The sequence below is a fragment of the Roseomonas sp. E05 genome (assembly GCF_030063475.1).
Taxonomy (GTDB): Bacteria; Pseudomonadota; Alphaproteobacteria; order Acetobacterales; family Acetobacteraceae; genus Pseudoroseomonas.
Map to the genome: position 1 here is coordinate 58,222 of NZ_JASIRT010000018.1, position 16,905 is coordinate 75,126.

At 71.5% G+C, this 16,905-nt stretch carries 11 protein-coding genes and 1 tRNA gene; 1 reads left to right on the forward strand and 11 read right to left on the reverse strand.

Annotated features, from left to right (window positions below; all coding sequences use genetic code 11):
* Positions 1–4: 4 nt before the first annotated feature.
* The 11 genes from msrP to ssb form a co-directional block, all read right to left on the reverse strand.
* The gene (gene msrP / locus QMO56_RS17195) at positions 5–943 is read right to left on the reverse strand and encodes a protein-methionine-sulfoxide reductase catalytic subunit MsrP (protein WP_283527666.1); all 939 of its coding nucleotides are present in this window, start codon (positions 941–943) and stop codon (positions 5–7) included.
* Positions 944–1,010: 67 nt separating this feature from the next.
* Entirely contained in the window at positions 1,011–2,462 is a 1,452-nt protein-coding gene (locus QMO56_RS17200; RefSeq protein ID WP_283527668.1) for a glycosyltransferase family 39 protein, read from the reverse strand.
* The gene (locus QMO56_RS17205; RefSeq protein ID WP_283527669.1) at positions 2,459–3,547 is read right to left on the reverse strand and encodes a glycosyltransferase family 2 protein; all 1,089 of its coding nucleotides are present in this window, start codon (positions 3,545–3,547) and stop codon (positions 2,459–2,461) included. The genes QMO56_RS17200 and QMO56_RS17205 overlap by 4 nt, the downstream gene beginning before the upstream one ends.
* A gap of 51 nt (positions 3,548–3,598) precedes the next feature.
* Positions 3,599–3,671 (reverse strand) — tRNA-Lys (locus QMO56_RS17210).
* Positions 3,672–3,754: 83 nt separating this feature from the next.
* Positions 3,755–4,330, reverse strand: coding sequence for a peptidylprolyl isomerase (locus QMO56_RS17215; RefSeq protein ID WP_283527671.1), 576 nt, complete (start codon positions 4,328–4,330; stop codon positions 3,755–3,757).
* Between the two features lie 4 nt (positions 4,331–4,334).
* Positions 4,335–4,865, reverse strand: coding sequence for a pantetheine-phosphate adenylyltransferase (coaD, locus tag QMO56_RS17220; RefSeq protein WP_283527673.1), 531 nt, complete (start codon positions 4,863–4,865; stop codon positions 4,335–4,337).
* Positions 4,858–7,581: a DNA gyrase subunit A gene (gene gyrA / locus QMO56_RS17225; protein WP_408906537.1), complete on the reverse strand. Its 2,724-nt coding sequence runs from the start codon at positions 7,579–7,581 to the stop codon at positions 4,858–4,860. Before gyrA ends, coaD begins: the two co-directional genes overlap by 8 nt.
* Positions 7,582–7,813: 232 nt before the next feature.
* A complete protein-coding gene (locus QMO56_RS17230) occupies positions 7,814–9,589 on the reverse strand; it encodes a fructose-specific PTS transporter subunit EIIC (protein WP_283527677.1) in 1,776 nt (591 codons plus the stop codon).
* Positions 9,590–9,618: 29 nt separating this feature from the next.
* Complete coding sequence (gene pfkB / locus QMO56_RS17235; protein ID WP_283527679.1) at positions 9,619–10,560, reverse strand: 1-phosphofructokinase; 942 nt, start codon at positions 10,558–10,560, stop codon at positions 9,619–9,621.
* Positions 10,550–13,051, reverse strand: a complete 2,502-nt coding sequence (gene ptsP / locus QMO56_RS17240; RefSeq protein WP_283527681.1) for a phosphoenolpyruvate--protein phosphotransferase — start codon at positions 13,049–13,051, stop codon at positions 10,550–10,552. The genes pfkB and ptsP overlap by 11 nt, the downstream gene beginning before the upstream one ends.
* A 140-nt stretch (positions 13,052–13,191) precedes the next feature.
* Positions 13,192–13,704 (reverse strand): single-stranded DNA-binding protein, encoded by a 513-nt coding sequence (gene ssb, locus QMO56_RS17245; protein WP_283527683.1) that lies wholly within the window; start codon positions 13,702–13,704, stop codon positions 13,192–13,194.
* 277 nt (positions 13,705–13,981) lie between these two features.
* Between ssb and uvrA the strand changes: the two genes are divergently transcribed.
* Positions 13,982–16,894: an excinuclease ABC subunit UvrA gene (gene uvrA / locus QMO56_RS17250; RefSeq protein ID WP_283527685.1), complete on the forward strand. Its 2,913-nt coding sequence runs from the start codon at positions 13,982–13,984 to the stop codon at positions 16,892–16,894.
* Positions 16,895–16,905: the final 11 nt, after the last annotated feature.

The following is a 16,905-nucleotide window of genomic DNA, read 5'->3' on the forward strand; positions in this document are numbered from 1 at the left end:
CCGCTCAGAGGAAGAGGCGCTCGCCGCTCATCCCCTCGTAGAGCGAGGCGACGAACTCGCCATAGCCGTTGAAGATCTTCGTCGGCACCCGCTCGTTGCTGCCGAGCAGGCGCTCGCTCGCCTGGCTCCAGCGCGGATGCGGAACCTCGGGGTTCACATTGGCCCAGAAGCCGTATTCACTGGGCTGCAGCTTCTCCCAGAAGCTGACGGGACGGGTATCGGTGAAACGGATGGTGGTCAGCGCCTTCCCGCTCTTGAAGCCGTATTTCCAGGGGAAGAGCACGCGGATCGGCCCGCCATTCTGTGGCGGCACCGGCTTGCCGTACATGCCCACGGCCAGGAAGCACATCTCGTTGGCCGCCTCGGCCATGGTGCAGCCCTCGGAATAGGGCCAGGGGTACCAGCTCTGCCGGAGGCCGGGCATGGCGGAGCGGTCGGCGACCGTCTCGAACACCACGTATTTCGCGCTGGCGGTCGGCGCGGCGATCTTCAGCAGCTCGGCCATCGGGAAGCCGGTCCAGGGCACTGTCATCGCCCAGGCCTCGACGCAGCGGTGCCGCAGCACCCGTTCCTCCAGGCTGACGCGCCGCAGCAGGCCGTCGAGATCCAGCTCCTGCGGCTTCTCCACCATGCCTTCGAACTTCAGCGTCCAGGGCCGCTGCGGCAGGCGCTGCGCACCGGAGGCGATGCTCTTGCCCGGGCCGAACTCGTAGTAGTTGTTGTAGGTGGTGGCGTCCCGCTCCGGCGTGACCTCGCGCGCGGGGGGGTAGCGGGTGTTGCGCATGGCGGTGAGCGCGCCCTCCTGTGCCCGGGCCGGCCGCGCCAGCCCCGCGCCGATGAGGGCACCGCCGAGCCCGAGCGCCTTGCGGCGGTCGAGCACCAGGGGTTCCGGCGTTGCGGCGGAATCCGGCAGCTCCCAGCCGCGGGGAATGCGAATCAGCATGGCACGTCTCTCCCTGACCGCCCTCCCGCATGTAGGCAGTTCCCGGGCCAGCGCCAGGGGATGACCTTCAGCGCCGCGGCGGCAGCAGCGCCATCGGCGGTCCGTCGCTGGGAACCGAGACGCTGTAGAGACGATAGCGCTCCGCCTCGATGCCCTTGCGGCTGCGCGCCAGCTCGCCCGTCTCCCGCGCCGCGGGCCAGAGCGGCGGCCCTTCGCCGCGCCGGGTGCTGCGCACCAGGATGCCGGGCTGCCAAGCCGTTGGCGCGGGCAGGTCGAACAGGTCCCAGCGGTCGCCCAGCGCGACGACGCGCACGCCCGGCGGCAGGTGCAGCGCCAGCTCGCTGGCCAGCCCGTATTCCTCGGCGGCGACGAAGACGGCGCCCTGCTCCCGGCGTGCCTTCTCCACCTGCGCGGTGAATTCCGCCCAGCCGCCGAGTCGCGCCAGCGTCGGGTCGTTGCGCCGCGGCAGGGGGATCGGCGCGAAGGCCGCCTGCGCCAGCACCAGCAGCGTCAGCACCAGCCCCAGCACGATGCCGGGCTTGCGCCAGCGCGCCCAGCGCGGCCCCAGGCAGGCTGCCGCGGCAAGACAGGCCGGGGGATAGAGGATGGCGGGCCAGTTCCCCTGCACCCGGCTGCCGGTGGCCTGCCAGAGGAAGAGCAGCGCGGCGGGGACGATCAGCGTCACCAGGAGACCGGCCGCCGCGTCGCGGCGCGCCACCCACCAGCGGCAGGCAGCCGCCGTGCCGAGGATGCAGAGCAGGAAGATGATGGGCGTCGCCAGCCCTGCCTGCCCGCCCACCAGCTCGCCCAGATAGCGGACCGCCGAGGCGGCGCCGACACGGCCCGCCCGGCCGCCCTGCTTGGCGAAGCTCACCCAGTCATGCGCGGCGTTCCAGTAAATGACAGGCGCGAAGACCAGGAAGGCCAGCACCCCGCCCGCCCACAGGCGCCAGTCGCGCAGCCAATGGCGGGCGCGCGGCTCCAGCAGCAGCCACAGCACCACGCCGCCGCCGAGCAGCACCGCCGTGTATTTCGAGAGCAGCGCGCAGCCTGCCAGGGCACCGAAGGCGAACCACCAGCGGCCGTCCTGCGTCGCATGCAGCCGGGCCACGGCCCAGAGCGCGGCGCACCAGAAGACCAGCAGCGGCGTGTCGGGCGTGATCAGCACCGAGCCGGCGCCGAACAGCAGGGTGGCGTTCATCAGCGCGGCGGCCCAGATGCCGGGCCGCCGCTGCGGGAAGAGCGCATCGCCCGCGCGGGCGAGCAGCACCGAGGCCAGCGCCACCCCCAGCGGCGCCAGCAGCCTGATGCCGAGCGACGTATCGCCAAGGAGTCCGGTGCCGGCGGCGATCCAGAGCGCCACCATCGGGGGGTGGTCGTAGTAGCCGGGCGCCAGGGCGCGGCCCCAGACCCAGTAATAGGCCTCGTCCGGGGCGAGCGGCAGCCAGAAGGCCGCCAGCAGGCGGAGCGCCGTCAGCGCCACAAGGGCCAGCAGCGCGAGAGCGGTTGAGCGGTTCATCGGGCACGCCAGACAAGGGTGGCGGAGACGGCGTAGTTCCAGACGACTGTCAGCAACGCGCCGGCGGCGCCGGCGACGCCCCAGGCGAAGATCCCGTCGCGCAGCAGCAGGCCGGCGATGCCGACATTGGCCGCCACCCCGACGCCGCAGACCACGTAGAACAGCAGCAGGCCGCGCCACAGCGCCGGGCCGCGCAGCCGGACGTCGCTGTAGGTGACGCGGTTGTTGAGCCAGAAGTTCATGGTCATGGCGACGAAGCTCGCCAGCCACTGCGCCTGGGCGAAGCTCAAGGGCCCGAGCACCAGCCAGAGCACGGCCAGATGCGCCACCACGCCAAGCGCCCCGACCGCGGCGAAGGAGAGGAAGCGCAGCGGCAGCAGGCCGCCGCTCGCCTTGTCCAGCAGCAAAGTGAGGAATTCGAGCAGGACGATGGTGTCGAGCTTCGACTCCCCGGCCTCGCGGGGGCGGAAAGTGTAGGGCAGTTCCTTCACCCGCAGCGGCCGCTTCGACGAAAGCAGGATGTCGAGCAGGATCTTGAAGCCCCGGCCGGTCAGGCGGGGCGCGATCTCCTCGAAGAGCGGGCGCGGCAGCATGAAGAAGCCGCTCATCGGGTCCGCAACCGGCTGCGGCAGGAAGAACTGGGCCAGGCTGGTGCCGCTGTCGCTGATGCGCTGCCGCCAGGCGGAGAAGCCTCCCTTCGCCTCGCCGCCCGTCACATGCCGGCTGCCGACGGTGACATCCGCCTCGCCCGCCCTGAGGCTGCGCAGCATGGCCGGCAGCAGGGTCTCGTCGTGCTGGAGGTCGCCGTCGATCACCGCGACATAGCCGGCGGAGGAGGCCAGCATGCCCTCGACGCAGGCGGAGGAAAGCCCGCGCCGCCCGATCCTGCGGATGCAGCGGATGTGCGGGTCGGCCGCCGCGATCTCCCGCGCAACGCGCGTCGTGCCGTCCGGGCTGTCGTCGTCCACGAAGATCGCTTCCCAGGCAATACCCTGGAGCGTCGCCGCCAGGCGCGCCACCATCGGCGCGACATTGGCGGCCTCGTTGTAGCAGGGAATCACGACGGTCAGGATGGGCGGCAACATGGGCGCGGTGCTTAGCGCCCCTGGCCTGGCTGTACCAGCCACCCGCCGGAATGTGCCCGCTGGGACTCGAACCCAGGACCCCAAGATTAAAAGTCTCGTGCTCTACCGGCTGAGCTACGGGCACAAAGGGCGGAGCCGGGGAAAAAGCCTTCCCTGGCTCCGCTGTCAAGTCGGATGCGGCGGGGGTGGTGCCCCGGCCGCGCGCGATCAGCCCTGGACGTCGGCGGCGATCTGCGCCTTCAGCAGGCGATCCGGATCGCGGACCATGCCGTTCGAGCCGCCGCCGCGCTTGATCTTGTCCACGAACTCCATGCCCGAGGTCACCTGGCCCCAGATGGTGTACTGGCCATCCAGGCTGGGTGCCGGCGCGAACATGATGAAGAACTGGCTGTTCGCGCTGTTCGGGTTGGCGGTGCGGGCCATGCCGCAGACGCCGCGCAGGAAGCGCGCCTTGGAGGGCTGGCTGAACTCGGCCGGCACGTCGGGGAGCTGGCTGCCGCCCGTGCCGGTGCCGGTCGGGTCGCCGCCCTGGGCCATGAAGCCCTCGATCACGCGGTGGAACGGCGTGCCGTCATAGAAGCCCTGGCGGGTCAGGGTCTTGATGCGCTCGACATGCTGCGGCGCCAGGTCCGGGCGCAGCTTGATGACGACGCGGCCATCCTTCAGGTCGAAGAACAGGGTGTTCTCGCGATCGTCCTGCGGGGCGGCTTCGCTGGTAGTGGCTTCGGACATCATGACTCCCGTAACGGCAAGGGTGCTGGCGAGCAGGGTGCGGCGATACATCCGTTCAGTTCCCTGGGTTCCGCTGACGCACCCTCGCCAGGGTGCGCTCCAGCGTCAGGCGCGGCACGAAGCTGGAAATGTCGCCTCCAAGCCCCGCGATCTCCCTCACGAAACGCGAGGAGATGAAATGGTTCCCTTCGCTGGCCATGAGGAACACCGGCTCGATCTCGGGATCGAGGCGGTGGTTCATCCCGGCCATCTGGAACTCGTAGTCGAAATCGGTGACGGCGCGCAGCCCGCGCACGATCACCTGGGCGCCGGCCTCGCGGGCGAACTGCACCAGGAGCCCGTCGAAGGGCATCACCTCGATGACGGCGCCGGTGCGGGCGGCGATGGGCGCCACCTCGGCACGGACCAGCTCGACGCGCTCCTCCAGCGGGAACATCGGCCCCTTGCCGGCATTCATCGCGACGCCGACCACCAGCCGGTCGAGGATGCGCGCCGCGCGCCCGATAATGTCGAGATGGCCGTTCGTCACCGGGTCGAAGGTGCCGGGATAGACCCCGGCGCGCGGCTGGCGGGGCGGCTCAGCCATTGCCTTCGCCGCCTTCCGGCTCTCCGCCCTCCGCGTCGCCGCTGCCCTCCGCGTCGCTGCCCGTCTCCTCGACCACGGTCGAGCAGGAGATGACGCGCTCGCCGTTGCCGAGCCGCAGCAGGGTCACGCCCATGGCCTGCCGGCCGGTGATGCGAACCTGGTCGATCGGAAGCCGGATCAGTCGCCCGGTATCCGTCACCAGCATGACGCCGTCGCCAGTGCGCACCGGGAAGGTCGCCACCACCGTGCGGCCGGTGCGGGCGGTCAGGTTGATGTTGCCGATGCCCTGCCCGCCGCGCCCGGTGACGCGGTACTCATAGGCCGAGCTGCGCTTGCCGAAGCCGCCATCGGTCACGGTGAGCAGGATTTCCTCCTGCTCCTCCAGTTCGCCAAAGCGCTCGGACGAGAGGGCGATCTCGGTGGCCGCCTCCTCGGCGTTCTCCTCCGCCAGCGAGGCCTCCGCCTCGGCGGCGGCCTCCGCGCTCTCCTCGCCGTTGCGGCGCCGCTGCGCGGCCTGCTTCAGGTAGGCGGCGCGCTCCTCGACGCTGGCCTCGACATGGCGCAGCACGGAGAGCGCGATCACCGCATCCCCCTTTCCCAGCCGGATGCCGCGCACGCCGGTCGAGTCGCGCCCGGCGAAGACGCGCAGCGTGTCCAGGTCGGCGCGGAAGCGGATGGCCCGGCCGGCATGGGTGGCCAGCAGCACGTCGTCGCCCTCGCGGCAGGTGGAGACGCCGATCAGCCCGTCCCCCTCGTCCAGCTTCATGGCGATCAGGCCGGAGGAGCGGACATTCTTGAAGTCCGACAGCCGGTTGCGGCGGACATTCCCCTGCGCCGTGGCGAAGACGAGGTGCAGGTTCTCCCACATGTCCTCGTCCTGCGGCAGCGGCAGCACCGCCGTCACGCCCTCGCCCTCCTGCAGCGGCAGGAGCTGGCGCAGCGAGCGTCCGCGCGCCGTCGGCCCGGCCTCCGGCAGCTTCCAGACCTTCTCGCGGAAGGCCATGCCGCGGCTGGTGAAGAACAACACCCACTGGTGGGTATGCGCGTTGAAGGAGCGGACGACGACGTCGTCCTGCCGCATCCCCGCGCTGCTGCGCCCACGCCCGCCGCGGTTCTGCGCGCGGAAGGTCTCCAGCGGGGTGCGCTTCACATAGCCGTCGCGCGTCAGGGTGACGACCATCAGCCCCGGCTCGACCAGGCTCTCGTCGTCCTGGTCGGCGATGCCCTCGACGATCTCGGAGAGGCGCGGCGAGGCGATCTGCGCGCGCACGGCCCGCAGCTCCTCCGCCATCAGCTCCAGCCGGCGCGGGCGGGAGGAGAGGATCTCCAGCAGCTCGCGGATGCGCCCGGCCACCTCGTCCAGCTCGGCGTGGATCTTGTCGCGCTCCAGCCCGGTCAGGCGCTGCAGGCGCAGCTCCAGGATGCCGCGCGCCTGCGCCTCGGTCAGGCGCACCGCCTCGTCCGCCACGATGTTGCCCGCGTCGTCCACCAGCGCCAGCAGCGGGCCGACATCGGCGATCGGCCAGTCCCGGTCCATCAGCGCATTGCGGGCGGTGACGGCGTCGGGGCTCTCGCGGATCAGGCGGATCACCTCGTCGATGTTCGCCACCGCGATGGCAAGGCCGACCAGCAGATGCCCGCGGTCCCGCGCCTTGCCCAGGCGATAGCGCGAGCGGCGGAGGATCACCTCCTCGCGGAAGTCGATGAAGGCCTGCAGCACCTGCCGCAGCCCCATCTGCTGCGGCCGGCCGTTGTGCAGGGCCAGCATGTTCACGGCGAAGGAGGTCTGCAGGTTGGTGTAGCGGTAGAGGTGGTTCAGCACCACCTCCGGCGTCGCGTCCTTCTTCAGCTCGACCACGATGCGCAGGCCGGAGCGGTCGCTCTCGTCGCGCAGGTCGCTGATGCCTTCCATCTGCTTGCTGCGGACCAGCTCGGCGATGCGCTCGATCAGGGTCGCCTTGTTGACCTGATAGGGGATCTCCGAGATGGCGATGGCGCTGCGACCGCCGCGCATCTCCTCGATCTCGGCGCGCGCGCGCAGCACGACGCTGCCGCGCCCGGTCTCGAAGGCGGAGCGGATGCCGGAACGGCCCAGGATCAGCGCCCCGGTCGGGAAATCCGGCCCGGGGATGATCTTCATCAGCTCTTCGAGCGTGATCTCCGGCTCGGTGATCATCGCCAGGGTGGCGTCGATCACCTCGGCCGGGTTGTGGGGCGGGATATTGGTCGCCATGCCGACCGCAATGCCGTTGGCCCCATTCACCAGCAGGTTCGGAAAGGCGGCGGGGAGCACCTTCGGCTCCTGCGCGCTTTCGTCGTAGTTCGGGCCGAACTCGACGGTGTCCTCGTCGATGCCCTCGAGCAGCGCCACGGCGGACTTCGCCAACCGCGCCTCGGTATAGCGCATGGCCGCTGCCGGGTCGCCGTCCATGCTGCCGAAATTGCCCTGGCCGTCGATCAGCGGCACGCGCAGCGAGAAGGTCTGCGCCATGCGGACCATGGCGTCATAGATCGCGCTGTCGCCATGCGGGTGATACTTACCCATCACGTCGCCGACGACACGCGCGGACTTCTTGTAAGGCTTGTCCGCCGTGAAGCCGTTCTCCTGCATGGAGAACAGGATCCGGCGGTGCACCGGCTTCAGCCCGTCCCGCACATCCGGCAGGGCGCGGGAGACAATGACGCTCATCGCATAGTCGAGGTAGGAGCGGCGCATCTCCTCCTCGAGCGCGATCGGCAGCGTGCCTTCAGGCGGGATATGGGCCACAGGCCCGGAGCCGTTGTCGCTCTCGCTCACGCGGTCTTCCCATGCAGCAGGAACGGGGCAAGGCAGCGGGGCTGACGGAGCACCCATGGCCCGGGCGGCGCGGCCCGGTGAGCCGCCCCTGCCCCATTGAATTCCCCACCTCTATAGCCGATCCGGCGCCTTCCGCCAAACCGGCCTGCCCTCAGGCCGCGGCCGCCACCGGCGAGCGGCGCTTCAGGACGGCCACCGCCCCGGCCGTGACCAGCGTGCCGGCCAGGATGGCGATCAGATAGCCCAGCGGATTGCCCACCGCGCCGGGAATGCCCACCACGAAGATGCCGCCATGCGGCGCGCGCAGGGTGCAGCCGAACAGCATCGAGAGCCCGCCCGCCACCGCCGAGCCGGCGATCAGCGAAGGGATCACCCGCACCGGGTCCTTCGCGGCGAAGGGGATGGCACCCTCGGTGATGAAGGCCGCGCCCAGGATGGCGGCCGCCTTGCCGGCATCCCGCTCCTCCTGGCTGAAGCGGTTGCGGGCGATGAAGGTGGCGATGGCAATGCCGAGCGGCGGGGTCATGCCCGCGGCCATGATGGCCGCCATCGGCGCGAAGGTCTCCGACCCCAGCAGGCCGACGCCGAAGGCATAGGCCGCCTTGTTCACCGGCCCGCCCATGTCGGCGGCCATCATGGCGCCCAGCAGCACGCCCAGGATCACCGCGTTGGTGGAACCCATGCCGCGCAGGAACTCGGTCAGCCAGGCCAGCGCCGCGGCGATCGGGGTGCCGAGCACATAGATCATCAGCAGGCCGGTCACGAGCGAGGCCAGCAGCGGGATGACCAGCACCGGCTTCAGCCCCTCCAGGCTTTCCGGGAAGGGCAGCCGGTCCCGCAGGAACCTGGCGACGTAGCCCGCCAGGAACCCGGCAGCGATGCCGCCGAGGAAGCCCGCGCCCACCGCGCCCGCCAGCGAGCCGCCCACGAAGCCCGGCGCCAGGCCCGGCCGGTCGGCGATCGAGAAGGCGATGAAGGCGGCCAGCACCGGCACCATCAGCGCCAGGGCCGACTGCGCGCCGATCTGGAACAGCGCCGCCGGCAGCGTGCCGGGCTCCTTGAAGGCCTCGATGCCGAAAGCGAAGGAGAGCGCGATGCAGAGCCCGCCCGCCGTGACCAGCGGGATCATGTAGGAGACGCCGGTCATCAGGTGCTTGTAGACGCCCGGCGCCTGCGTCGCCTTGCCCGGCGCGGGCGCCGATGCCGCGGCGGCCGCCTTCGCCCCGCCCTGCGGCTCGGCGGCGAGCGCGCGGGCGATCAGCCCCTGCCCGTCCTTCAGCGCATCCCCCGTGCCGGCGATGACGATGCGCTTGCCGGTGAAGCGGGAGGTGTCCACGCCGGTATCCGCGGCGATCACCACGGCATCCGCCTCGGCGATCTCCTGCTCCGTCAGCGTGTTCTTGGAGCCGACCGAACCCTGCGTCTCCACCCTGATGCTGTGCCCGGCGGCCTTCGCCGCCTTCTCCAGCGCCGCGGCGGCCATGAAGGTATGGGCGATGCCGGTCGGGCAGGCGGTGATGCCCACGAGCTTCCTGCCGGCACCGGCGGGCGCGGTGGTGGCGGCTGCCGGCGCCCCCGTCTCCGGCGGCCGGGCAGGCGCCGGGGCCGGCCGCGGCAGCATGGCGAGCGAGGCGGCCGAGCGCAGCGCCTGCTCCGGCCGGCGGATCGCCTCGACCACCGTGGTGGCGATCAGCGGCCGGCCGGCATGGCGTGCGGCCTCGGTGGTGGCGTCGCCCACCAGCAGCACCGCATCGGCATCCGGCTGGCTGGCGGGCGCCTCTGCCGTATCCAGGGTCAGGGAGAGCCCGGCGCGCCCGGCGGCGTCCCGCAGGGCCTCCGCCGCCATGCGGGCATGCGGCGCGCTGGCGGCGTGGCGGATGACGGCGAGCAGCCGCGTCGGCGTTACGGTGCCGGAATCAGGAGGCATGACACTCACCCAGGTCAGGGAGAACAGGATCAGAGACGCTCAACATGGGCCGCCTCCGCGAGGCGGGCGATTTCGGCGGCCTCCGGAAGTCCGCCCGGCGGCCGCGAAACCGCGGCGGCGGCGCAGCCGGTGGCCAGCCGCGCCAGCGCCGCGGCGTCCAGGCCTCGTGCGAGCCCGGCGGCGAGCCCGGCCACCATCGCGTCCCCTGCGCCGACCGTGGTGGTCAGCGGCACGGCGGGCGGGCGCACCCAGAGGCAGGCGTCGGGGAGCACGAACAGCGCTCCCTCCCCGCCCGCCGAAACGACGACATGGCTGACACCACGCTGCTGCACCTCCCGCGCCCCGGCGATCAGCGCGGCGCGATCGGGCAGGCTGCGGCCGAGCAATGCCGCAAGCTCGGAGCGGTTCGGCTTCACCAGGAAGGGCCGGGCCGCCAGTGCAGCCTCGAAGGCAGGGCCGCTGCTGTCCAGCAGCACGCGCCGGCCGGCGGCGGAGAGATGGCGGACCAGCCCGTCCCAGGCATCGGTTCCCAGTCCCGGCGGCAGGCTGCCGGCCAGCACCATCAGCTCCGGGGCACGCTCCAGCCGCCGCATCAGCGCCGCCAGGGCCGAGGGCGCCACCGTGGGCCCCGGAGGATTGATGTCGGTAACTTCCCCCGCCGCGGTCTCCACCAGCTTCACATTGATGCGGCAGCGCCCCGGCACCGGCTCGAAGTCGCTGACGATGCCGAGCGGGCGCAGGAACTCCTCGAAGGCGGCGCAGTCTGCCGCCCCAAGCAGCCCGGTGGCACGGGACGGCTCGCCCAGCACCGAGAGCATCACCGAGACGTTCACGCCCTTTCCCGCCGGACGGAGCTCGGCGGCCTGGGCCCGGTTCACCTCGCCGCGCTCCAGGCGCGGCAGCGGGATGGTCAGGTCAAAGGCGGGGTTCAGCGTGACCGTGCCGATCCGCGTCAGGGCGTCAGCCGGCATGGCCCAGTTCCCGCAACGCCGGCAGGGCGCGCACCTCGGCGGCTGTGGCGCAGCCCAGCGCCAGGCGTGCCACCCGCTCCGCCTCCGCCATGCTGAGCGCCCGGATCTGCGCCTTCAGCGCGGCGACATTGGGGATGGAAACCGACAGCTCATCCACCCCCAGACCGAGCAGGATCGGCGCCGCCACCGGGTCGGCCGCCATGTTGCCGCAGACGCCCACCCAGCGGCCGCGCGCATGCGCCGCCTTCACCGTCATGTCGATCAGCCGCAGCACCGCCGGGTCCAGCGCGTCGGAGCGGGCGCCGAGCGTCGGGTGCAGCCGGTCCACCGCCAGGGTGTACTGCGTCAGGTCGTTGGTGCCGATCGAGAAGAAATCCGCCTCGCCGGCGAGCTGGTCCGCCATCACCGCCGCCGAGGGCACCTCGACCATGATGCCCACCTCCACCGGCGGCGCGGCGAGGTCCAGCCGCTCCTTCTCGACGATCTCGCGGGCGGCGCGCAGGTCGGCGAGCCCGTCCACCATCGGCAGCATGATGCGGATGTCGCCATGCCGGGCGGCCCGCAGCGCGGCGCGGACCTGGGCGCGGAACAGTGCCGGCTCGGCCAGGGAAAGCCGCAACCCACGCAGGCCGAGGAAGGGGTTCGCCTCGGCGGGGTGGTGCACGAAGCGCAGCGGCTTGTCGCCGCCGGCATCGAGCGTGCGCAGCACCACCGGCAGGCCGCCAAAGCCTTCCGCCAGGCGCCGGTAGAGGTCGAACTGCTCGTCCTCGCTGGGCGGCTGCGGGCGCTCGTCGAACAGGAACTCGCTGCGCACCAGCCCGGTGCCCTCGGCGCCGGCGGCCAGCGCCTCGGCGGCCTCCTCCGGCCGGCGCACATTGGCGCCAACCTCGATGCGGTGTCCGTCACGCGTGATGGCGGGGCGGAAGGCCGCCTCCCGCGCCGCCGCGGCGCGTTCCCGCCCGCGCGCCTGGGCCGCCTGGGCGCGCGCTCGTGCCGCCTCGTCCGGGTTCGGCAGCAGGTGGCCGCGGTCGCCGTCCAGCACCACGGGTGTGCCATCGGCCAGCTCCAGCACGCCCGGCCCGGCCGCCACCACGGCCGGAATGCCCAGCGCCCGCGCCAGGATGGCGGTGTGTGCCGTCGGCCCGCCCGCCGCCGTCACCAGCCCGACGACACGGGCCGGGTCCAGGTTGGCGGTCTCCGAGGGGGTGAGATCCTCAGCGACGATGACGGCGCGCTCGGGCAGCGGCCCGGCCTCGGCGCCGCCCCCGACGAGATGGCGCAGCACCCGGCGGGCCACATCCTTCAGATCCGTGGCGCGGGCGGCCAGCAGCGGGTCCCCCACGCCGGCCAGCGCCCCGGCCTGGGCGTTGGTCGCGTCCTGCCAGGCGGCGGGCGCCGAGGCGCCGCCCTCGATGGCCCGCCGCGCCGCGGTCAGCAGCTCGGGGTCCTCCAGGAACTCCTCATGGGCGGCGAAGATGGCGGCGTGCTTCTCGCCGACGCGATGGCTCATCTCGGTGGCCACGGTCTTCAACTCGGCGCGGGAGGCTTCCAGCGCCGCCTCAAGCGCCGCCTGCTCGCCCACCGGGTCGGTGGAGGTCGCGGCGAAGCCGGCTGCCTCGGAGCGGAAGCGGTGCAGCACGCCGATGGCCACGCCGGGACTCGCCGGCAGGCCAGTGATCGCCCCCGGCTCCGGCGGCTCCTGGACCGCAGGCGGCGCGGCCTCGACCGCTGCAGGGGCGGGCTCGCCGGGATCGTTGTCGCCGAGCTGGTCGTCGAAGGCGGCGCGCAGCGCCTTCAGCGCGGCGGCGGCGTCCGGACCGGCCACGCGGAGCTGCATGGGGGCGGCGGGGCCGGCGCCAAGCTGCAGCAGCGCGATCATGCTGCGCGCATCGGCGCTGCGTCCGCCATGGCTCAGCGTGATGGCGGACTGGTAGCTCTTCGCCAGCTGCACCAGCACCCGGGCGGGCCTGGCATGCATTCCGGCCACGGCCGGGGCCGCGACGGCCGCGGTCATCGCCCCCTCCTGTGGGGCGGCCTCTGGAGTGGCCGCGCCGGCGGGCAGCGGCTTGTCGGGGTCGAGGGCGGCGAGGATCTCCCCGGCATCACGGGTGCGGGCCAGCCGGGCGGCCAGATCGGCCTCGCCCAGCACGTCGGTCAGCCGGCGCAGGACGGCGATGTGCTCATCCCCCTGGGCGGCGATGGCGACCACCAGATGCGCCACATCCTCGCCATTCCAGCGCACCCCGTCCGGAACCTGGAGGACCGCGATGGCCGTCTTCGTAATCAGCCCGCGATCGGCCCGCTGCCCGTGCGGAATGGCGATGCCGTTGCCCAGGAAGGTATCGGCCTCGCCTTCGCGCCGGAGCATGCTGTCGGCATAGGCCGGCTGGATGGCGCCGGTCTCGGCCAGCAGCTGCGCCGCCTCGCGGATCGCCGACTCCTTGTCGGCGGGCCGGGCAGCGAGACGGATACGGTCAGCGGAAAGAATCACGGGGGTTTCAGGTCCTGTCTTCGTCACTCTGAACCAGACTGCATAGCTTGCGTTTCATCGGGCCGATGATCTGGATCAGAATCCCGGCCCGATGAAGCGGCGGGCGCCCCTCCCCTCCAGGAACGAGCGCTCCCCTGCGATCAGAACGGAATGTCGTCGTCGAGGTCGCTGCCGCCCTTCGGCGCATCCCAGCCGCCGCGCTGCGAACGGGCACCGCCGCCACTGCCGCCGCTGCGCTCGCCGCTGCCCGAGCGGCCGCCGCGGTCACCACCACCCTCGAAGCCGCCACCGCCACCCTCGCCGCCGCGGCTGTCGAGCAGGGTCAGCTCGCCGCCGAAGTTGCGCAGGACCACTTCCGTCGAGTAGCGGTCCTGGCCGGACTGGTCCTGCCACTTCCGGGTCTCCAGCTTGCCCTCGACATAGACCTTGCTGCCCTTGCGCAGGTACTTCTCGGCAATCTCGCCGAGCTTCTCGTTGAAGATGGCCACCGAGTGCCACTCGGTGCGCTCCTGGCGATTGCCCTCGCGGTCCTTATATGAGTCGGTGGTGGCAAGGCGCAGGTTCACCACCCGGCCGCCATTCTGGAAGTTCCGCACCTCCGGGTCCCGCCCGAGATTGCCGATCAGGATGACCTTGTTGACGCTGCCGGCCATGCCGCCCGCTCCTCTGTACACTGCCGCCCGGCTGCACCGGCCCGGCCTTCGGAATGACGAAAGCTTGGGTGCCGGCGCTGGAGCGAGTTTTCACATCTTCGTGCGTCCATCCGGACGCCTCGGCGCAACCTAGCCACCCACCGGCTTTCCCACCAGTGCGCAGCGGCGGGGCTTGCCCGGCCATGCGCCATGCCCACTTCTCGCGGCCAGCGGATGCTGGCACAACAGCTACCAGAACACAATGCGAACGCCCGCCGCCCAGGAGCCTGACCTGACGATGCCGACGAAGCTGCATGCCACCCCCGCCCAGGCTGCCGGACAGAGCGACGAGATCCGCATCCGCGGCGCGCGCCAGCACAACCTCAAGAACGTCGACATCGACATCCCGAAGCACACGCTGACGGTGATCACCGGCCTGTCCGGCTCCGGCAAGTCCTCCCTCGCCTTCGACACGATCTATGCCGAGGGCCAGCGGCGCTATGTGGAAAGCCTCTCGGCCTATGCGCGGCAGTTCCTGGAGCTGCAGCAGAAGCCGGATGTGGACAGCATCGAGGGCCTCTCCCCCGCGATCTCGATCGAGCAGAAGACCACCAGCCATAACCCGCGCTCCACCGTCGGCACGGTGACGGAAATCCATGATTACATGCGCCTGCTCTGGGCGCGGGCGGGCGTGCCCTATTCCCCGGCCACCGGCCTGCCGATCGAGGCGCAGACGGTCAGCCAGATGGTGGACCGCGTCATGGCCATGCCGGAGGGCACCCGCCTGCTGCTGCTCGCCCCCGTGGTGCGCGGCAAGAAGGGCGAGTTCCGCAAGGAGCTGGCCGAGTACCAGCGGCGCGGCTTCGAGCGGGTGAAGATCAACGGCACCCTGACCCGCATCGAGGAGGCGCCGAGCCTCGACAAGCGCAAGAAGCACGACATCGAAGTCGTGGTGGACCGCGTGGTGGTCGGCAATGAAGGGCTGGCCCAGCGGCTGGCGGATTCCTTCGAGACGGCGCTCGGCCTGGCCGATGGCGTCGCCTATGCCGAGAACGCGGATGCCAAGGGGACGGAAGGCGAGCGCACCGTCTTCTCCAGCCGCTACGCCTGCCCGGTCTCCGGCTTCACGCTGGAGGAGATCGAGCCGCGCCTGTTCTCCTTCAACTCGCCGCAGGGCGCCTGCCCGGTCTGCAGCGGCCTTGGCACGGAAAGCTTCTTCGACGCCGCCCTGGTGGTGCCGGACGACGCCCGCAGCCTGGCCGACGGCGCCGTGGCCGCCTGGGCCGGCAACAGCGCACCCTATTACGACCAGACGCTCGAAAGCCTCGCCAAGCATCTGGGAATCAAGACCTCCACCCCCTGGGGCGAGCTGCCCAGGGCGGCGCGCGAGGCCATCCTGAACGGCACCGGGGATGAGGTCGTCGCCCTCCGCTACAAGGACGGGCTGCGCGCCTACGAGGTGAAGAAGCCCTTCGAGGGCGTGCTCCCCAACCTCGCCCGCCGCCTGCGCGAGACCGACAATCCCTGGGTGCGCGAGGACCTCTCCCGCTACCAGGCGGAGCGCCCCTGCCATGCCTGCCGTGGCGCCCGCCTGAAGCCGGAGGCGCTTTCGGTGAAGGTGGCCAAGCTGAACATTGCCGAGGCGAGCGACCTCTCCATCGCCAAGGCGCTGCCCTGGTTCCAGCAGGTCGAGCCCACCCTCACGCCGCAGCGCGCCGAGATCGCCCGCCGCATCCTCAAGGAGATCATCGACCGGCTGCGCTTCCTGCTCGATGTCGGGCTGGACTACCTCTCCCTCGCCCGTTCCTCGGCCACGCTGTCGGGCGGCGAGAGTCAGCGAATCCGCTTGGCGTCGCAGATCGGCAGTGGCTTGACCGGCGTTCTTTACGTGCTGGATGAGCCTTCCATCGGCCTGCACCAGCGCGACAACGAGCGCCTGCTCGGCACGCTGCGCCGCCTGCGCGACCTCGGCAACACCGTGCTGGTGGTGGAGCACGACGAGGACGCCATCCGCACCGCCGACCACCTGATCGACATCGGCCCCGCCGCCGGCTCGGGCGGCGGCCGTGTCATCGCCCAGGGCACGCCGGAGGAGGTCGCGGCGCATCCGGACAGCATCACCGGCGCCTATCTCTCCGGCCGCCGCGCCATCCCCGTGCCGGCGCAGCGCCGCCGGCGCGACCCGGACCGGCAGCTCCGCGTGGTCGGCGCCAGCGGCAACAACCTGCGCGACCTGACGGCGGCGGTGCCGCTCGGCACCTTCACCTGCGTCACCGGCGTCTCGGGCGGCGGCAAGTCCACCTTCGTCATCGAGACGCTCTACAAGGCCGCCGCCCGCCGCCTGATGGGCGCCGGCACCGTGCCCGCGCCGCACCAGGCGCTGGAGGGGCTGGAGCATCTCGACAAGATCATCGATATCGACCAGTCGCCCATCGGCCGCACGCCGCGTTCGAATCCAGCGACTTATACGGGCCTCTTCGCGCCGATCCGCGACTGGTTCGCCGAGCTGCCGGACTCCCGCGCGCGCGGCTACAAGCCCGGCCGCTTCAGCTTCAACGTCAAGGGCGGGCGCTGCGAGGCCTGCCAGGGCGATGGCGTGCTGAAGATCGAGATGCACTTCCTGCCCGACGTCTACGTCACCTGCGACACCTGCAAGGGCAAGCGCTACAACCGCGAGACGCTGGAAGTGAAGTTCCGCGGGAAATCCATCGCCGATGTGCTTGAAATGACGGTGGATGATGCGCTGGAATTCTTCTCCGCCGTGCCGGCCATCCGGGAGAAGCTGCGGGTGCTGAAGGAGGTTGGCCTCGGCTACATCCATCTCGGCCAGCAGGCGACCACCCTCTCCGGCGGCGAGGCGCAACGCATCAAGCTCTCCAAGGAGCTGTCCCGCCGCGCCACCGGCCGCACCCTCTACATCCTCGACGAGCCCACCACCGGGTTGCATTTCGAGGATGTGCGGAAGCTGCTGGAGGTGCTCCACCAGCTCGTCGAGCAGGGCAACACGGTGGTGGTGATCGAGCACAACCTGGAGGTCATCAAGACCGCCGACTGGATCCTCGACCTCGGCCCCGAGGGCGGCGATGGCGGCGGCCAGATCGTCGCGGAGGGCACGCCGGAGGAGGTCGCGGCCGTGCCGGCAAGCCATACCGGACGCTTCCTGGCGCCTCTGCTGCCGTCCCGGCCAGCGGCACGCCGCAAGCGGGCCTGAGGCGCTGGCCA